Annotated in this window: 13 protein-coding genes; 8 read left to right on the plus strand and 5 right to left on the minus strand. The window is 57.9% G+C overall.

Annotation, left to right across the window (positions count from 1 at the left end):
• Window positions 1-7 precede the first annotated feature (7 nt).
• From GOX75_RS01025 to GOX75_RS01040, 4 genes are all read right to left on the minus strand, one after another.
• Window positions 8-1,669, minus strand: coding sequence for an FAD-binding dehydrogenase (locus GOX75_RS01025; protein ID WP_171120475.1), 1,662 nt, complete (start codon window positions 1,667-1,669; stop codon window positions 8-10).
• Between the two features lie 11 nt (window positions 1,670-1,680).
• Window positions 1,681-2,538: a bile acid:sodium symporter family protein gene (locus GOX75_RS01030; protein ID WP_171120478.1), complete on the minus strand. Its 858-nt coding sequence runs from the start codon at window positions 2,536-2,538 to the stop codon at window positions 1,681-1,683.
• A gap of 72 nt (window positions 2,539-2,610) precedes the next feature.
• Entirely contained in the window at window positions 2,611-3,345 is a 735-nt protein-coding gene (locus GOX75_RS01035) for a glutamine amidotransferase (protein WP_171120481.1), read from the minus strand.
• Between the two features lie 16 nt (window positions 3,346-3,361).
• On the minus strand, window positions 3,362-5,134 hold the full coding sequence (locus GOX75_RS01040; protein WP_171120484.1) for an SLC13 family permease: 1,773 nt from the start codon (window positions 5,132-5,134) through the stop codon (window positions 3,362-3,364).
• Window positions 5,135-5,244: 110 nt separating this feature from the next.
• On the opposite strand from GOX75_RS01040, the gene GOX75_RS01045 reads away from it, so the two are divergent.
• Both GOX75_RS01045 and GOX75_RS01050 read left to right on the plus strand, forming a co-directional pair.
• On the plus strand, window positions 5,245-5,985 hold the full coding sequence (locus GOX75_RS01045; protein ID WP_171120485.1) for a YebC/PmpR family DNA-binding transcriptional regulator: 741 nt from the start codon (window positions 5,245-5,247) through the stop codon (window positions 5,983-5,985).
• Between the two features lie 164 nt (window positions 5,986-6,149).
• Window positions 6,150-7,418 (plus strand): MFS transporter, encoded by a 1,269-nt coding sequence (locus tag GOX75_RS01050; protein ID WP_171120486.1) that lies wholly within the window; start codon window positions 6,150-6,152, stop codon window positions 7,416-7,418.
• A 14-nt stretch (window positions 7,419-7,432) separates the two neighbouring features.
• Here the strand turns inward: GOX75_RS01050 and GOX75_RS01055 are convergent, their stop codons facing one another.
• Window positions 7,433-8,320, minus strand: coding sequence for a LysR family transcriptional regulator ArgP (locus GOX75_RS01055; protein ID WP_171120488.1), 888 nt, complete (start codon window positions 8,318-8,320; stop codon window positions 7,433-7,435).
• A gap of 84 nt (window positions 8,321-8,404) precedes the next feature.
• On the opposite strand from GOX75_RS01055, the gene GOX75_RS01060 reads away from it, so the two are divergent.
• The 6 genes from GOX75_RS01060 (at window position 8,405) to GOX75_RS01085 (ending at window position 14,182) form a co-directional block, all read left to right on the plus strand.
• On the plus strand, window positions 8,405-9,004 hold the full coding sequence (locus GOX75_RS01060; protein WP_171120490.1) for a LysE/ArgO family amino acid transporter: 600 nt from the start codon (window positions 8,405-8,407) through the stop codon (window positions 9,002-9,004).
• 40 nt (window positions 9,005-9,044) lie between these two features.
• Window positions 9,045-9,953 carry a DMT family transporter gene (locus GOX75_RS01065; RefSeq protein WP_171120491.1) on the plus strand — a complete coding sequence of 303 codons (909 nt, stop codon included), beginning with the start codon at window positions 9,045-9,047 and terminating at the stop codon, window positions 9,951-9,953.
• A gap of 89 nt (window positions 9,954-10,042) precedes the next feature.
• A complete protein-coding gene (betI, locus tag GOX75_RS01070) occupies window positions 10,043-10,615 on the plus strand; it encodes a transcriptional regulator BetI (RefSeq protein ID WP_171120494.1) in 573 nt (190 codons plus the stop codon).
• Complete coding sequence (gene betC / locus GOX75_RS01075; RefSeq protein WP_171120496.1) at window positions 10,612-12,120, plus strand: choline-sulfatase; 1,509 nt, start codon at window positions 10,612-10,614, stop codon at window positions 12,118-12,120. The genes betI and betC overlap by 4 nt, the downstream gene beginning before the upstream one ends.
• An 86-nt stretch (window positions 12,121-12,206) precedes the next feature.
• The gene (gene betA / locus GOX75_RS01080) at window positions 12,207-13,865 is read left to right on the plus strand and encodes a choline dehydrogenase (RefSeq protein ID WP_171120498.1); all 1,659 of its coding nucleotides are present in this window, start codon (window positions 12,207-12,209) and stop codon (window positions 13,863-13,865) included.
• A 77-nt stretch (window positions 13,866-13,942) separates the two neighbouring features.
• Window positions 13,943-14,182: a YdcH family protein gene (locus GOX75_RS01085; protein ID WP_171120501.1), complete on the plus strand. Its 240-nt coding sequence runs from the start codon at window positions 13,943-13,945 to the stop codon at window positions 14,180-14,182.
• The last annotated feature ends 27 nt before the right edge of the window (window positions 14,183-14,209 follow it).

Here is a 14,209-nt window from a genome sequence, read left to right on the forward strand (position 1 = left end):
GGGGCCGTCACGCGACGGCCCGAGACCGCCCGGCATTGCGGCCAGAGAAAATGCAGCCCCCAAGGAACGTGCCCTCGAGCGCGTTGTACCCGTGGTAGCCGCCACCACCGAACCCGGCGACCTCTCCGGCGGCAAACAGGCCGGGGACGACCTGACCGTCGGCTCCGACCATCTGACTGTCGAGATTTGTTTGCAGACCGCCCAGAGTTTTACGGGTCAGAACGTTCAGCTTAACCGCGATCAGTGGCCCATTGGTCGGATCAAGAAACTTGTGCGGTTTGGCGGTTCGGATCAAACGATCCCCGCGATAGTTGCGCGCCGCCAGAATCGCCGCCATCTGCGCATCTTTGGTGAACGGATTGTCGATCTGTGAGTCCCGCGCTTCGATCTGGGCGCGAAGGTGGGCTTCGTCGATCAGACCACTGCCCATCTGATTCATGCCGCTCACCAGCTCGGTCAACGTATTGGCGACTATGAAATCCTCACCGTGTTCCTTGAACGCCTCAACCGGGGCTGTTGCCTTCGAGCCGGTCAAAATGCGCTGCAACAGAACTTCGCGCCAACCGCCATCGGTCATGTCAGGGTTCTGCTCGGACCCCGAAAGCGCGAATTCTTTTTTGATCACCTTCTGGGTCAGGACGAACCAGCTGTATTCATACCCGGTTTTCAAGATTTCCTTCAGTGTGCCCAGTGTGTCAAACCCCGGCAGGCAGGGTGGTTTCATCCGGTTTCCACGCGCATCAAACCACATCGAACTTGGGCCGGGCAAGATACGAATTCCGTGCGAGGGCCAGATCGGATTCCAGTTTCGCACCCCTTCGGTATAATGCCACATCCGGTCGCCATTGATCACGTGCCCACCAGCCTTTTCACTGATCGCGATCATTCGGCCATCAACGTGAAAGGGCACGCCCGCAACCATATCCTTTGGGGGTTCCCCAAGCCGGTCGCGGGGCCAGTTCTTGCGGACCATCTCGAAATTACCACCGATCCCGCCGGAACTAACGATGACAGATGGTGCGTAAATCTCGAATTCTCCGACTTCGTCGCGGTTGGTTTTGGCCCCATGCTGGGCGGGGTCATCGGCCAACACCTCGCCAGAGACTCCTTTGGCGCAGCCGTTTTGCATGATGATGTGGCTGACCTGATGGCGGAACTTGATTTCGACCAGTCCGGTGGCGACATGCTCTTGCACACGGCGGATGAAGTGTTCCAGAACCCCCGGACCGGTACCCCATGTGATGTGAAACCGGGGAACCGAGTTTCCGTGACCGTCCGCATAGGACCCGCCGCGTTCTGCCCAGCCGACGATTGGGAACCACCGCAGACCCATATCATGCAGCCAGGGGCGCATTTCCCCGGCGGCGAACTCGACATAGGCTTCCGCCCATTTACGCGGCCAGGCGTCGTCGTCCCGGTCGAATTGGGCGCTGCCCAGCCAATCTTTCATGGCCAGTTCGTGACTGTCGCGAATTCCCATCCGGCGCTGTTCGGGCGTGTCGACCATGAACAGTCCGCCAAGGCTCCAGAACGCTTGCCCGCCAAGAAAGTGCTGCGGTTCCTGATCCAGTATGATCACTTTCTTGCCGCGATCCCCTAGTTCGGCTGCGGCGGCCAGACCAGCCAGACCAGCCCCGACGACAATGGCGTCAGCAGTATTGTTGGACATGAAAACTCCTCTCAGCGGCGGCGGAACCAAAGGATCAGGGGAAGTGCGACCGCGTACATCGTGATCCCGTAAACGGCGGACGGAAGTGCAAGCGGACTGAACCCGCTTTCCGTGCCTGTAATCAAGGCGGCCAGTGTTATTCCCAAGGTCGAGTTCTGAATGCCGGTTTCGATTGAGACCGTCTTACTCTCATCCCACGACAGGTTAGCTGCGCGCGCTAAACCAAGGCCAATCAGCAGCAAGGCGATATTAAGCGTGATCAAGCTTGCGCCCATAACGCTGAGATTGTCCACGAACAACTGCCAGTTACCGGCAAGCGCGGCAATGACGATCAGGACAAACAGGATCGTGGCAAGCTTTGATAACGGCGCGTCGACCCGATTGGCGAACCCGGTTGCGAAATGTCGGATGCTGACGCCGATGGCGACAGGCAATGTGGTGATCAGGAATAGGGCGATGGCCAGCACTGTGATCGAGACTTCGGGCGCGTCCTCTCCCATGAAATGAGCAATGGACCAAGCGGCCAGAATGGGAACGGTCAGCATGGACAGCAGGCTGATGACCGCCGTCAGGCTGACGGAAAGCGCGACATCACCCTTGGCCAGTTTGGACAGGATATTGCTTGTGACCCCGCCGGGGCAAAAGCTGAGAAGCATGAAGCCGACCGCGATTTCCGGCGGCAAGGCAAACAGCTTTACGGTCGCAAAGGCTGCAACGGGCAGCAGGATTATCTGCGATATGGCGCCGATCGCGAACGGGTAGCCCCTGCTTAGGACGCGGCGAAAATCGGCGAGTTCCAGCCCGATGCCCAATGACAGCATGATGATGGCCAGCGACAAGGGCAGGCCGACATTTATTATGAGATCCAAGAACAACTCCTCCCAAAGCCGTTCCGGGCAGCCTATGCGAGGGGCGCGCGATCAGGCAACAGCGCCGTAGGGTCATCCATACCGTTGTGCAAACCGCCGAAGGATTTTGCGCGGCTGGGTGACGTCCGCCGCATGGCAGATGTCGATCAGGCGCTGGGCATCTTCGGGCGGGAAATAGCCGTGATGCTTGTAGATGTTGATCCGTTCTTCAAAATCGCGCGCGTCGGCTTCGGGATGGAACTGAGTGGCATATACGTTCTGGCCCCAACGGATCATCTGAAACGGGCAGGGGTCCGAGGCCAACAGGTGCACGCAACCCTCGGGCAAGGCCTGAACCGCTTCCTTGTGGCCAACAAAGGCGTCAAAGCGTGGCTCTAGCCCCGAGGTCAGCGGGTCCTGCATTCCGTCTTCCGTCAGGCGGCAAGTAGATGGGCCGACGGGTTCGCCGAAGCGATCTTTACTAACTTCTCCGCCCAGATGGGCCGCCAGAATCCCCAAACCGTAACAGCACCCCATGAAGGGATGGTCCTGCGCGGTGATCTGCGGCATCAGCCCCATGATCGCCGCCTCAACCCGCGCATCGACCGCAGATTTTGTCGCCGGGTCGTCGCTGACACAACCGGGACCTCCGCCGACAATCACGCCTGCATAATCCGTCACGTTCAAACCTTCGGGCAGGTCTTCGCGGTCCAGCCGGAAACGATGCGTCTGGTCGGGTGTCAGCCCGGTCTTGTCCAGGATCGAGGCATACTCAGCGTCCGATGCATCGGTTTCAGGGCGCAGTTGCAGGATCAGAAATCGTTTCATACGCAGCCTTTACCCGTCACAGCGGCCAGAACACAAGGATTGCGGGGATCGAAACCGCAATGATCAGAATTTCCAGCGGCAGCCCCATGCGCCAGTAGTCGCCAAAGCGATACCCGCCGGGGCCCAGCACCAGCGTGTTGTTCTTATGTCCGATCGGCGTGAGGAACGCGGCCGAGGCTGCGACGGCGACGGTCATTAGAAACGGGTCAGGCGAAACCTCAAGCATGCGGGCCATCTGGATGCCGACCGGGGCCGCGACGATCGCCGTTGCCGTGTTATTCAGCACATCGGACAGCGTCATCGTGACGACCATCAGCACCGTCAAAATAGCCCAGGCGGGCATTCCATTGGTGAGTTGGATCAGCCCGTTTGCAATCAGTTCCGTACCGCCAGAGGTTTCAAGCGCGCTGCCCAACGGGATCATCGACCCCAGCAGAACGACCACGGGCCATTCGATATGGTTGTAGAGATCTGCAATGGGCATGATCTTGGTCAGCACGTAGGCAACGACCACCAGCCCCAGCGCAATCGGCAGGTAGAACAGCCCAACGCTGGCTGCAATAACGGCAGCAGCAAACAGGCCAATCGCCAGCCAAGCCTTGTCATTGGCGGTGACATTCAACCCGCGTTCAGCCAAAGGCAGGCATCCAAGCCATTCGGTGACATCCGCACTCCGGTCGCGTGGGCAGAGCAGCAAAAGGATATCACCGGCCTCGACTTCAGTTTTCCGAACTTGCTGGGTGATCCTGCGACCCTGGCGCGAGATACCCATAAGAACCGTGCTTTGGCGCCAAGCCAAGCCCAACCCTTGCGCGGTACGTCCAGTAATGCGCGCGCTCTCGGTGGCGACGACTTCGATCACTTCCAGCCCATCACCTTCGGCCGTCAGCAATTCCTGTCGACGCGTGTCCGAGAAATTCAGGTTCAGCGCCGCGCGGAATTCGTCCAGTGCTTCGGGGCGGGCCTCCAATACAAGCGCGTCGCCCTCGTGCAGGGTTGCATGTGCCGAACGGCCGTACCGCCGTTTGCCATCCCGGATCAGGCCGATGATGGCGACGTCCGATTTTTCGGCGACCTCGTACAGTTCGCTGACCCGTTTGCCGATGTGGGCCGAATATGGTGGGATCGTCAGTTCGGCAATATACTCGGCCAGCGCCTCGGAGCTTTCTTCTTGCGGTCCGCGATTGGGAATCAGCCGCCAGCCAATCAACGAGACAAAAGCCAGGCCCGCAATAGCCGCCAGACCGCCAACCGGGGCAAAATCGAACATATGGAACGGCTCACCCAGTGTTTCCGCGCGGATCGAGGCAATGATGATATTGGGGGGTGTGCCGATCAGCGTGGCCATACCGCCCAGAATGGTCGCAAAGCTAAGCGGCATCAGCGTTAGCCCGACGGACCGCCCCGCTTTTCGCGCGGTCTGAATGTCGACAGGCATCAAAAGCGCCAGCGCTGCCACGTTATTCATGAAGGCTGACAGAACAGCCCCGATTCCGCCCATCAGAGCGATATGAGCACCCAGGCCGCGCGACGCATCGACCAATGTGCGTGTGATCATGAAAACGGCACCCGACCGCACCAGCCCGGCGGAAACGACAAGAACCAGCGCTACGATAATCGTGGCCGGATGACCGAACCCGGCAAAGGCATCGTCCACTGGTACGACCCCAAGCACGACCCCGATCAACAGGGCGGAAAACGCCACGAGATCATACCGGTAACGCCCCCACAGCAGCATTCCAAATACAGTTGCAAAAAGGGTAAAAAGAATAATCTGATCTGTCGTCATGCCGACACCATACCCGCAAGTGGCCACCGGACAAGCCGCTCTCTTGATCCCGAGGCCCGCAAACGTCTATATGAGCGCCGAATACGCAATCACTATCACGAGGACGCACCATGGCAGGCCACTCCAAATGGGCCAATATCCAGCACCGCAAGGGACGTCAGGACGCCGCGCGGTCCAAGCTGTTTTCCAAGCTGTCGAAAGAGATCACCGTTGCCGCCAAGATGGGCGATCCCGATCCCGACAAGAACCCGCGCCTGCGTCTGGCGGTGAAAGAAGCCAAGTCAAACTCGGTCCCCAAGGACGTGATCGACCGCGCAATCAAGAAGTCGGTCGCAGGTGAAGGCGACGATTACGAGGAAATCCGGTATGAGGGCTATGGCCCGAACGGTGTGGCTGTAATTGTCGAAACAATGACCGACAACCGTAACCGGACTGCGTCGACGGTGCGCTCGACCTTTTCGAAAAATGGCGGAAATCTTGGCGAGACCGGCTCGGTCGGGTTCATGTTCGAACGCAAGGGCGAAGTTGTTTACCCCGCGACCGTGGGCGATGCTGATACCGTGTTTGAAGCGGCGATCGAGGCAGGTGCCGAAGATGTCGAAAGCTCGGACGAGGGTCACATCATCTGGTGCGCCGATACCGATCTGAATGACGTGTCGAACGCATTGGAAGCGGCACTGGGCGAGACCGAGTCGACTAAGCTGGTCTGGAGACCGACTACGACCACTGAGTTGGGTTTGGACGACATGCAGAAGCTGATGAAGCTGGTCGATGCGTTGGAAGACGATGATGACGTTCAGCGCGTCACAACCAATTTCGAGGCATCGGACGAGGTTATGGCTCAACTTTGATCCGAACCTGAATTACTCTGCAAGAACCCGGCCATTGGCCGGGTTTTTTGTTTGCGTTTTCCGGATGCTTGGCCGGTGCTGTTAAACTCGGTAAGCTGCCATGAAACGCAATCGACCCTTAGCCTTAATTCAGGCCGAAAAAGGCGTGTCACATGATCGAGTGAATGACGAACAGCCCTTCTAATACTGCAAAACGGAACATCCCCGTTCTGACCGGGCAGAGCATTCTGTCTCAGGTCGCCTGGACACTTGGCAGCCCGTCCATCGTTTTGCCTTTTCTTGCCGTTTCGCTGGAACTGCCGATGTTCGTCGCGGGTGCGCTGGTATCGGTGCGCATGGTCGGCAGCATGATTTCCGATGTGTTCCTTGCCCAGCCGATTTCAGCCCGCGAGCGCAAGAAGCGCGGTATCGCAATGACGGAAATCGCAATAGGCGCATGCCTCGTTGTGGCACTTGTCATTGCCGCGACCGGAAAGGTTCCCCTTATCGCGATTGCCTTTGTGTCCGCGTTCTTTCTGATCGGTCTGATCGAAGAAATCCAATCGCTGATGTACACGGACCTTCTGGGCGATCACGTTCAATCAAAGTCGCGGATGATCATGCATTATCTGCAGCTTGGCGTTGGTGGGTTAGGTGCCATCGGGCTGGCGCTATTGGTTCACGAAATTACAAAGGAAAACCCACCATTTTCGCGCCATTCCGCGATTATTGCGGTGTCGGTGACATTCTTTGTGTTGTCTGGTCTGTCCATTTTGGCGATGTCCGAAGGAACTTCGCGGCCACCGATGAGCGACCAAGCCTCTGCCGCGAAAAAACGGAAGTTCACCGAGAATTTCACGGATATCGCAGCCATGTTTAACGAGGCGTGGTTCCGTCGCTATATGATCATGCGCCTGCCGATTGTCGTGGTGTCCCTATCTGTGCCGTTCTTCGCCCTGATCGCAGCCGAAGCACACCACACCTCGGCCAAGGGTCTGACCGCGATGATAATTTCATCGGCGTCAGGCTATCTGGTCTCGGCTCCGTTGTGGCAATTGGTGAACATGAAATCGCATCGTGCGGTCATGGTTACGGGAAACCTGATGGTCGCCGTGACCGGAGCCGCCCTTTTGTCCGTTCACTACTTGGGTGTCGATCATGACGTCCACCTGCACGCGGTTGCGTTGTTTATTGTGACGGTCGCAGTTACGGGGATCAGCAGTGCGCGGAAGCTTTACTTTCTTGACGTCGCGCCCAAAGATCAGCGGGTAAAAGGTGCCGCCGCTATCAAGAGTATCTGCCGAATTTCCGGGGTTATTCTGTCTGCCGCACTTGCAGGGATTGCCCATATGCACGAAGTGGCCTGGGCGATCCTGTTCATCGTTATTGCAAGCCTTTTTGCTGCCATCGCATGTTATTGCGTGGTTGTTCCGCGTTCCAAAGTTCCAGTTTAGTCTTGATCAGCGAGTTATGCGTCAGGCCGAAGGGCGCGCTGGGCGCATTTCAGGACAGCGGCGGTTAACGGCCTGAGCGCGGGGGCCAGAATACGCCCGACCTGCCACGTCATCGGGATATCCAGCGGCGCATCTTCAACCAGCAATCTCAGCCGTCCGTCCGATAGGGCTGTGTCCACCAGACCCACCGGGTTCATCCCCCATCCCAATCCTGCAATTGCCGCATCCACGAACCCCTGCGAAGAGGGCAGGAAGTGCGAAGGCGGAGAAAGACGGCGGCCCGTCTGCAGGGCGATCCATTCCTTTTGCAAGCTGTCCTTTCGATTGAAGGTCAGGCAGGGCGCGCGGGCTAAACTGGCTTCGTTTACACCGTTTGGGAACCATGTCCGCAGGTATTCCGGACTGGCCGTGGGAAGATACCTCAGCGCGCCCAAGGCAATCGCGTCACATCCGGCAATTGTTTGTCCGCCGACGGTTACCGCGGCGCTGACTTCGCCGCGCCGCAACCACTCGGCTGAGTAATCCTGATCGTCAATGACCAGATCGAACAGCAAGTCGTCGACCTGGGCCATCGCATCAATAAACCAGGTTGCCAGACAATCTGCCGGAACTGCGATACGCACCCGCGCCGGACCTGATTTGCGATCGAGGGTAAGCTCTCGTGCCAGTTTCGCCTCGAGCAATCCGATATCCTCGGCGTGTTGCGCGATCCGCAACCCCATTGGGGTGGCCGTACAAGGTGTGCCGCGATGTATCAAAGCCGCCCCAACACGATCTTCCAAGGCCTTGATCCGTTGAGAAATCGCCGACGGCGTTACAGACAGGTCATCGGCCGCGGCCTCGAAACTGCCGTGTCGCAAAATAGCCGACAATGCAGACAAGTGATGGGGGTCGATTATCATTAGTAGAACTTAACCAGCATCAACATCTTTAATTTGATAGAACGCAAGGATGGGCATAGTCAACGTCCAAACACAGGAGGTTAAATGTCCACATCTCTGATTGCAGGCTTTGTGCTTGGCTTTAGTCTGATCCTTGCCATTGGTGCGCAGAACGCATTCGTCCTGCGTCAGGGGCTGCGGCGCGAACATGTGTTTTCCTTGTGTCTGACATGTGCCGTTTCAGACGCAATTCTGATCGCAGCGGGCGTCGCGGGTTTCGGCACACTGGCGCAGATTTTTCCCTGGTTTGAAACGGCCATGCGCTATGGCGGTGCGATATTCCTGACGTGGTACGGGTTGCGCAGCCTCAGCTCGGCCTGGCGCGGCGGGGCCGTTATGGAGGTGGGGCAGGGGCAGACGGCCAGCCTGAAATCCGTTTTGCTGACAGTGCTCGCGTTTACGTGGCTCAACCCCCATGTCTATCTGGATACGGTTGTGTTGATCGGCTCGATTTCCGCCCAATACGAAGATCAATTGGCCTTTGCGTTGGGGGCTATGTCCGCCAGTTTCGTTTTCTTCTTTTCTCTCGGATACGGGGCGGGTCTTTTGTCGCCTGTCTTTGCCCGACCCAGAGCATGGCAAGTGCTGGACGTGGTAATCGGGGTCGTGATGCTGACGCTTGCGGCAAAGCTTGTTGCGATGTGAAGGGTTGTTCCCGGCGGCAATTCGGTATTGAATCGTTAACATGACAACTCAAGCCGCTTTGTATCGCCCTGTCGCGGGCATGTTCTGGATGTTTTCCGCCGGTTTGGCGTTTGTCGTTATGACGGCGCTGGTCAAATCGCTGGGGACGTCCATGAACCCTATTCAAGCGGCCTTTTTGCGGTTTGCCTTTGGGTTGGTCTTTTTGCTGCCCGCGCTGCGCCTGATCGTTACCACACATCTGACACGCAAGCATGTTGCGATGTTCGGAGTGCGTGGTCTGGTCCATGCAGTCGCGGTCATGCTGTGGTTCTTTTCCATGACGCAAATTCCGTTGGCCGAGGTCACCGCCATGAATTACATGACGCCTGTTTATGTGACGCTGGGTGCGGCGTTGTTTCTGGGCGAAAAGCTGGCCTTTCGCCGGATTGCAGCGATCCTTGTTGCCATGATCGGGGTTGCAATCATTCTGCGCCCGGGTTTTCGTGAAATCTCGGCCGGTCATCTGGCGATGTTGGGGACGTCCCTGATGCTGGGGGCGTCGTACCTGTTGGCTAAAACGTTGGTGCGGGACCTGCCGCCCTCGGTCGTTGTCGCGCATATGTCGATTTGGGTAACGGTGGCACTGGTTCCCTTTGCCGCTGCGGTTTGGACCCCGCCCAGTCTGTATGATCTGGGCGTTCTCTTTCTGGTCGCCAGTTTTGCGACTCTTGGCCATTATTTCATGACGCTTGCGCTTCAGGCGGCACCTGTGGCCGTCACTCAGCCGGTGACGTTCTTGCAACTGATCTGGGCCACACTTCTTGGCGCATTGGTGTTTCACGAGAGCGTCGACATCTGGGTCGTTGCAGGGGGAACTTTGATTCTTGCAGCCGTAAGTTTCATTGCATGGCGCGAAGCTGTTCTGAACCGCAGCAGCTTGACCACGCCCAGTATCGCGCCCAAACTTTAAGCGTGTAGCGGCCGAAAGATCGTTATTGATTGACGAGTCAATAAAAACCGCATAGCGTTTCCTTACCAGTAGCAGGTGAGGGGGCCGTGATGCCGAAACTCGGAATGGAGCCAATTCGTCGTGATGCGATCGTCAAGGCGACGATTGCCGAGCTTGGGTCCAAGAAATCCCTTGATGTGACCGTAAGCCAAATTGCGAAACGTGCAGGGATGTCCAGCGCGCTGGCCCATCACTATTTCGGTGGGAAAGATCAGATATTCCTTGCTGCGATGCGCCAAATCCTATCCGACTTCGGGGCCGAAGCGCGGGAGGAACTCAAGTCCGCAGCACCCGATGAACGTGCGCAAGCCATCATCCGATCCTGCTTTGCGCCGTCCTGTTTCACGCCTGACGTGATCGCCGCGTGGATGACATTCTATGTCCTTGCGCAGACAAACGAAGACGCGCTTCGTTTGTGGCAGATTTATCAGGCCCGCATCCGGTCAAATCTGATATTTGCGCTGCGGCCGCTGCTGTCTGATCCGGTTGAAGCGGCGGAAAACATGATCGCGCTGATTGACGGGCTTTATATCCGCGCCGCGCTTAGTGCCCCGGAAGAACCGCAACTGGCGGTTAATCACGCCATTCGGGTGCTCAACACCTTTCTCGAGGCAGAAAAATGACACAACCGAACATTCTGATCCTGATGGTGGATCAGTTGAACGGGACCCTCTTTCCAGACGGTCCCGCCGAATGGCTTCATGCTCCGAACCTGAAAAAGCTGGCTGATCGTTCGACCCGGTTTGCCAATGCCTATACGGCATCGCCACTATGCGCGCCGGGGCGCGCAAGCTTCATGTCCGGGCAGTTGCCCTCTCGGACTGGTGTTTATGATAACGCGGCTGAATTTCGCAGCGACATCCCGACTTATGCGCATCATCTGCGCCGGGCGGGGTACTACACCTGTCTGTCCGGCAAGATGCATTTTGTCGGCCCCGATCAGCTACACGGGTTCGAGGATCGCCTGACCACCGATATTTACCCTGCCGATTTCGGCTGGACGCCGGATTATCGCAAGCCGGGTGAGCGGATCGACTGGTGGTATCACAATATGGGCTCGGTGACGGGCGCGGGCGTGGCCGAAATCTCGAACCAGATGGAGTACGACGACGAGGTTGCCTACAACGCGAAAGCCAAACTGTATGATCTGGCGCGAGGCAAGGATGAGCGGCCTTGGTGTGTGACCGTCAGCTTTACCCATCCGCACGATCCCTATGTGGCCCGCCGAAAATACTGGGACCTGTACAAAGATTGCGAGCACCTGATGCCCGAGGTTCCGGACCTTGGTTATGACAATCAGGACGCACATTCGAAACGGATTTTCGACGCAAACGACTGGCGCAGCTTCGATATCACTGAGGATGATATCCGCAAGTCACGGCAGGCTTACTTCGCAAACATCTCCTATCTGGACGACAAGATCGGCGAGATTCTTGAGGTGCTGGAAACCACGCGCCAGGAAGCGATCATCCTGTTCGTCTCGGACCATGGTGACATGCTGGGCGAACGGGGCTTGTGGTTCAAGATGACCTTCTTTGAAGGCTCGTCCCGTGTGCCGTTGATGATTTCAGCGCCTGACCTTGCAGTGGGCCGAATTGATACGCCTGTTTCAACCATCGACGTGACCCCAACACTGGGTGCGCTGGCTGGTGTGGATATGGCCGAGATCGCGCCGTGGACCGATGGTGAGAACCTTGTTCCGCTGGCGCAGGGATCTGAGCGCACGGCCCCCGTTGCAATGGAATACGCGGCGGAGGCGTCCTATGCCCCGCTGGTTTCGCTGCGCTATGGCAAGTGGAAATACAATCGCTGTGCATTGGACCCCGATCAGCTTTTCGACCTTGAGGCCGACCCGTACGAGTTGGAAAACCTTGCGGGCAAGCCCGAACACGCCGGCACCCTGCAAACCTTGCGCGCCAAGTCCGAGGCTCGCTGGGATCTGGACCGCTTTGACGCAGATGTCCGTGCAAGCCAGGCCCGCCGTTGGATCGTTTACGAGGCGTTGCGTCAGGGCGGCTATTACCCGTGGGATTATCAGCCGCTGCAGAAGGCGTCCGAACGTTACATGCGCAATCACATGGACCTGAATATCGTCGAGGAAAGCCAACGCTTTCCCCGAGGAGAATAACTGACTGAATTAGAAATACCCCCTTCAGTCTTGCTGAGAGTATTCGACAGAGATCTTGGCGCTGAAGCGGCAATGGAGACCCGAAAATGGAAGCAGATTTCGTCATCGTTGGCGCAGGCTCCGCTGGCTGCGCGATGGCATATCGACTGAGCGAGGCCGGGGCCTCGGTTCTGGTGATCGAACATGGCGGCACCGATGCCGGACCGTTCATCCAGATGCCTGCCGCTCTCAGCTATCCGATGAACATGGCGCGGTACGACTGGGGCTACCAGTCCGAGCCCGAGCCGCATCTGAACAACCGCCGGCTGGCCTGTCCGCGCGGGAAGGTGATTGGCGGATCGTCCTCAATCAACGGCATGGTCTATGTACGTGGCCATGCGCGGGATTTTGACACCTGGGCTGAGATGGGCGCGGATGGCTGGTCCTACGCGGATGTGCTGCCCTACTACAAGCGCATGGAAACGTGGCACGACGGAGGTCATGGTGGCGATACCGCGTGGCGCGGCACCGATGGTCCGTTGCACGTGTCACGCGGCCCGCGCGAGAACCCACTGTTCAATGCGTTCGTCGATGCGGGTCAGCAAGCCGGGTACGAGGTCACGGGCGACTATAACGGCGAAAAGCAGGAAGGCTTTGGCCCGATGGAGCAGACCGTCTGGAAGGGGCGGCGCTGGTCGGCGGCAAATGCTTATCTGAAGCCCGCCCTCAAGCGCGAGAATTGCGATATTGTCCGCGGTCTTGCCTCACGGGTCGTGATTGAGAATGGTCGCGCCACGGGCGTCGAACTGATCCGAGCCGGCAAGAAAGAGATCATCCGTGCGCGGCGCGAGGTAGTTCTGGCGGCGTCGTCGATCAACTCACCCAAGCTGTTGATGCTGTCGGGAATTGGCCCTGCGGCACAATTGGCTGAACATGGAATCGAGGTTGTCGCTGATCGCCCCGGTGTGGGGGCAAACCTGCAAGACCATTTGGAACTGTATATCCAGCAAGCGTCGTTGCAGCCGATCACGTTGTATAAGCATTGGAACCTGATCAGCAAGGGTTTGATCGGGGCGCAGTGGTTGTTCACCAAAACCGGGCTTGGGGCGTCGAACCAGTTCGAAAGTGCGGCCTTTATTCGGTCAAAGCCAGGGGTCGAGTACCCCGATATCCAATACCACTTCCTGCCAATCGCGGTGCGCTATGACGGGCAGGCGGCGGCCGAAGGGCACGGGTTTCAGGCACATGTGGGGCCGATGCGGTCTCCGTCGCGCGGGTCTGTAACCTTGCGTTCAGCGCGGGCCGAGGATGCACCTGTGATCCGCTTTAACTACATGAGCCACGAACAGGACTGGGAGGATTTCCGGACCTGTATACGACTGACGCGTGAAATATTCGGGCAGGAGGCTTTCAAGCCATTTGCCGGGAAGGAAATTCAGCCGGGTGAAGGCGTTCAAAGCGATGAAGAGCTAAACGGCTTTATCGCCGAGCATGCCGAGAGCGCGTATCATCCCTGCGGCACATGCCGAATGGGGCGGGCGGACGACAGGAATGCTGTTGTAGATCCGCAGGGCCGAGTGATTGGGGTGGACGGGTTGCGTGTGGCTGACAGTTCACTCTTTCCGCAGATCACCAACGGCAACTTGAATGCCCCGTCGATTATGGTGGGTGAGAAAGTCTCGGATCATCTTCTGGGCCGAGATCCCTTGCCAAAGGCCAATGACCGGCCCTGGATTCATCCGCAATGGGCTACTGCACAACGGTAATTTGATCCGCGTCAAAGCGGGGTATGGGAATCATCTATAGTCTGAATCGCAACGACATATTCAAGGAGCGAACAGGAATGTCCCACACCCCGCATGAACTGGCCGAAGAGTTTCCGGACAAAGTTGACCTGATGAGCCAGCTCAAGCAGTCGGACGCGCATTTCGCGCGGCTGGCAGATGAGTATCACGAGATTAATCGCAGCGTTCACCGCGCGGAAACCAATGTTGAACCGATGGAAGAACTGGCCGAAGGCGAGCTGCGCAAGAAACGCGCAGCCCTGAAGGATGAGATCTGGTCGATCTTGTCGAAAGCCTGATCCAAAAGGGCGGGGGCTCTGCCCCCG

Source organism: Ruegeria sp. HKCCD7251 (genome assembly GCF_013031165.1).
Taxonomy (GTDB): domain Bacteria; phylum Pseudomonadota; class Alphaproteobacteria; order Rhodobacterales; family Rhodobacteraceae; genus Ruegeria.

Bases quoted from the DNA above. Each gene is read 5' to 3' on its own strand.
- GOX75_RS01035 (WP_171120481.1), bottom strand. From the start codon at position 3,345: ATGAAACGATTTCTGATCCTGCAACTGCGCCCTGAAACCGATGCATCG.
- GOX75_RS01040 (WP_171120484.1), bottom strand. From the start codon at position 5,134: ATGACGACAGATCAGATTATTCTTTTTACCCTTTTTGCAACTGTATTT.
- betA (WP_171120498.1), top strand. From the start codon at position 12,207: ATGGAAGCAGATTTCGTCATCGTTGGCGCAGGCTCCGCTGGCTGCGCG.
- GOX75_RS01085 (WP_171120501.1), top strand. From the start codon at position 13,943: ATGTCCCACACCCCGCATGAACTGGCCGAAGAGTTTCCGGACAAAGTT.
- GOX75_RS01050 (WP_171120486.1), top strand. From the start codon at position 6,150: ATGACGAACAGCCCTTCTAATACTGCAAAACGGAACATCCCCGTTCTG.
- betI (WP_171120494.1), top strand. From the start codon at position 10,043: ATGCCGAAACTCGGAATGGAGCCAATTCGTCGTGATGCGATCGTCAAG.
- betC (WP_171120496.1), top strand. From the start codon at position 10,612: ATGACACAACCGAACATTCTGATCCTGATGGTGGATCAGTTGAACGGG.
- GOX75_RS01055 (WP_171120488.1), bottom strand. From the start codon at position 8,320: ATGATAATCGACCCCCATCACTTGTCTGCATTGTCGGCTATTTTGCGA.
- GOX75_RS01065 (WP_171120491.1), top strand. From the start codon at position 9,045: ATGACAACTCAAGCCGCTTTGTATCGCCCTGTCGCGGGCATGTTCTGG.
- GOX75_RS01025 (WP_171120475.1), bottom strand. From the start codon at position 1,669: ATGTCCAACAATACTGCTGACGCCATTGTCGTCGGGGCTGGTCTGGCT.
- GOX75_RS01045 (WP_171120485.1), top strand. From the start codon at position 5,245: ATGGCAGGCCACTCCAAATGGGCCAATATCCAGCACCGCAAGGGACGT.
- GOX75_RS01060 (WP_171120490.1), top strand. From the start codon at position 8,405: ATGTCCACATCTCTGATTGCAGGCTTTGTGCTTGGCTTTAGTCTGATC.